The 2427-nt window shown below is 44.1% G+C and carries 2 protein-coding genes; both read right to left on the bottom strand.

Annotation, left to right across the window (positions count from 1 at the left end):
• Positions 1-37: 37 nt before the first annotated feature.
• The gene (locus ACI4L0_RS09915; RefSeq protein ID WP_439800013.1) at positions 38-1015 is read right to left on the bottom strand and encodes a tyrosine-type recombinase/integrase; all 978 of its coding nucleotides are present in this window, start codon (positions 1013-1015) and stop codon (positions 38-40) included.
• Positions 1012-2265, bottom strand: a complete 1254-nt coding sequence (locus ACI4L0_RS09910) for a site-specific integrase (protein ID WP_439800012.1) — start codon at positions 2263-2265, stop codon at positions 1012-1014. The genes ACI4L0_RS09915 and ACI4L0_RS09910 overlap by 4 nt, the downstream gene beginning before the upstream one ends.
• Between the last annotated feature and the right edge of the window lie 162 nt (positions 2266-2427).

Raw genomic sequence — 2427 nt, 5'->3', positions numbered from 1 at the left:
TAGAAAGTCCCGGACGGTTTTCAAGAAAAGTGCATCATTATATTTCATTTTCGGCCACCTCCGGTATCAGCTTTGAGAACCTCTCCCAGTCTAGTCCGCTAAGTGTGGGGAAAATTTCAGGGACAAGGTGAATATAGTACGCAGTTTGAGAAAGATGCGCATGCCCCATATATGCACTCAAAAAGGGCAGACAGGCATCTATGTCACGTCCATCTTTCATCCATTGATATAGCCTTTTTGTCGCGAAAGTGTGTCGGAAATCATAAATTCTGGGATTATTTCCCTTTGTCTCCGGCCATAGACCTGCATTCTTCCAGTACCGTTTGAAGTTAGCTTCAAGTGTTACAGCATGATAGCATGTGAAATCACCTGACGGAAAGAAATACTCATTTTGCGGAACCTTCTTTCGGATAATAGTGTCATATCTCCGACAAAGCTCCAGCATATCTTCGGGGATGACAACAAATCTGTCTTTGTGCCTTTTAGACTCTGGAATGAACAAAACGCCTTCTTCGAGGTTGATATCCTTCCGCTTTATAAGCCGGCCTTCCTGCGGCCTCAGTCCACATGTATAGATAAGGCGGAAGATCACGGGCATGACCAGTGGTTCCATACATTCTTTGTGAATATGGGGATGAATCGAATCTGTCTCATGAAAAAAGCACTCCAATTCTTTATCTGTAAAAATATGCGGAGCATATCTGACCGCTGGCTGTTTTACAAATTCATTCGGAATGACATATGCGTCCACACCCTTCCGCAGCATGTATTTTGCCAGCTCACGCACAGGAGCAAGCCGTTTGGCCGTAGATACAGGCTTTTCAGTTGGACGCCTTACAGCCCAAGCAAGTCCCATTGCGCGTGTTATTGTTGATTCCTGTGGGTAATTCTCAGAGCAAAACTCGTCAAACCATTTTAAGGCAAGTTCGCCATACGCAAACGAATAGCCTAGCAAGTGTTTTTGCGCAATGAGGTCAGAAATATACGATGCCAGGCGGCTTGAATATACGGTCATAGTAGAGCCTCCTTCGTACATCTGAGTTCGTTGAGAGGAAGCGCACACTCCCGGAGATGTTTCACATCCACAGAAAGATATTGTTTCGTGGAATTGCGGTTGGCATGGCCCAAAATCTCACTAATCGTGCACAATGGGACATCATTTTCCAGCAACTCCCGGCCAAGCGATCTTCTAAAACTATGAAACCCTTTACGTTCCTCGGTCGTCCATACTACTCCAGAGAGCGCGGCATATTTTTGTACGATGCGGCTGCCAATGCAGGAGCCAACTTTCAAATTCGTATATGGAGCAACTGACCGCAGAAATACAAACGTCGATTTTGAAGCGGGCCTTCCGTGTAAGAGGTAGTCTGCGATGGCATCACCGGTTTCCTGATCCAGCGGAAGAATCAGTTGGCGATTGGTTTTTCGCTGGACGATACTTATTTCTGCGTCTTTCCAATGAATATCCTGTAACTTTAAGTTCAGCACATCGATCTGCCGTAATCCAGAATGGACTGCAAGGGTTATCATTGCAAAATTGCGTTTCCCCAAGGGGGTGCTTCGATCTATTGCTGCGAGTATTGCTTCGATCTCATCTGCTTCAAAACCTTTCTTCACTTTGATTTTGCTTGCAGCATTGACCTTCAAAACAAGAGACAGATCCTGGCGGATTTCTTGCCTTTCATACAAAAATGCAAAAAAGCCTCTCAAATAACAGATTGGATTCGACATTCCGGAAGACCACTTTTTGCGTAGGACAGGAAGATAATTTTCAATATCCTCAGCGGAAAAGCAATCTAACGTGTGCTTCCCTTTAGATTCCATATGCAGCAGAAAAAGTCGTATGATTGAGTTAGCATCCCTGATTGTGAGTTCCGAGTAACCCAACTGTTCCATGCTTGCAAGGTATCTGTCCAGTGCTTCTTTCAATTCGTTACAGGGATATTGGATGTTCCAAAAGGGCAGGTCATGATAAAGGATTTTGCCGTTTTTGACATGCTCCTTCATTAATTCGTGAACTTTTCGGATTGTACGAAAATCCCGCTCCGACTGTTGCCCATTGAGTACCTGCTGATGAAATTTTACAACAAGAGATTCTGCCAGATCCTCTGAGTAAAAGTAGCATCCCTCTGCTGAGAATCCGTCCCTATAATAATTGAAGCCAAAACGTCTGTACCTGGATAGAGTGTTGTCTGAAAGACCGCTTTTTACTAAAAAATCATCTACAGCCGCTATGACTTCCTCCAACGAAAAATTTGTGTACATATACCAATCTCCTTTATCTTTAATTGGCAGAACAGAACCCGCCTGCTATGATTATAACGGAGAATGATATAAAGTTATCCCGAAGTTTCCGGGATATCTGATCTTTGAAAGGAGGCGAACTATTGAGTTACAAACAGAATTCGTCCCGTCTGCGCCGTTTGC

It is taken from the genome of Treponema sp., from assembly GCF_051883275.1.
Lineage (GTDB): Bacteria > Spirochaetota > Spirochaetia > Treponematales > Treponemataceae > Treponema_D.
The sequence above is the reverse complement of the archived record's forward strand: the minus strand, read 5'-3'. Positions and strand labels throughout refer to the sequence as shown.

Excerpts from the sequence above, each read along its gene's own strand:
- ACI4L0_RS09910 (WP_439800012.1), bottom strand. The coding sequence starts at position 2,265 with ATGTACACAAATTTTTCGTTGGAGGAAGTCATAGCGGCTGTAGATGAT.
- ACI4L0_RS09915 (WP_439800013.1), bottom strand. The coding sequence starts at position 1,015 with ATGACCGTATATTCAAGCCGCCTGGCATCGTATATTTCTGACCTCATT.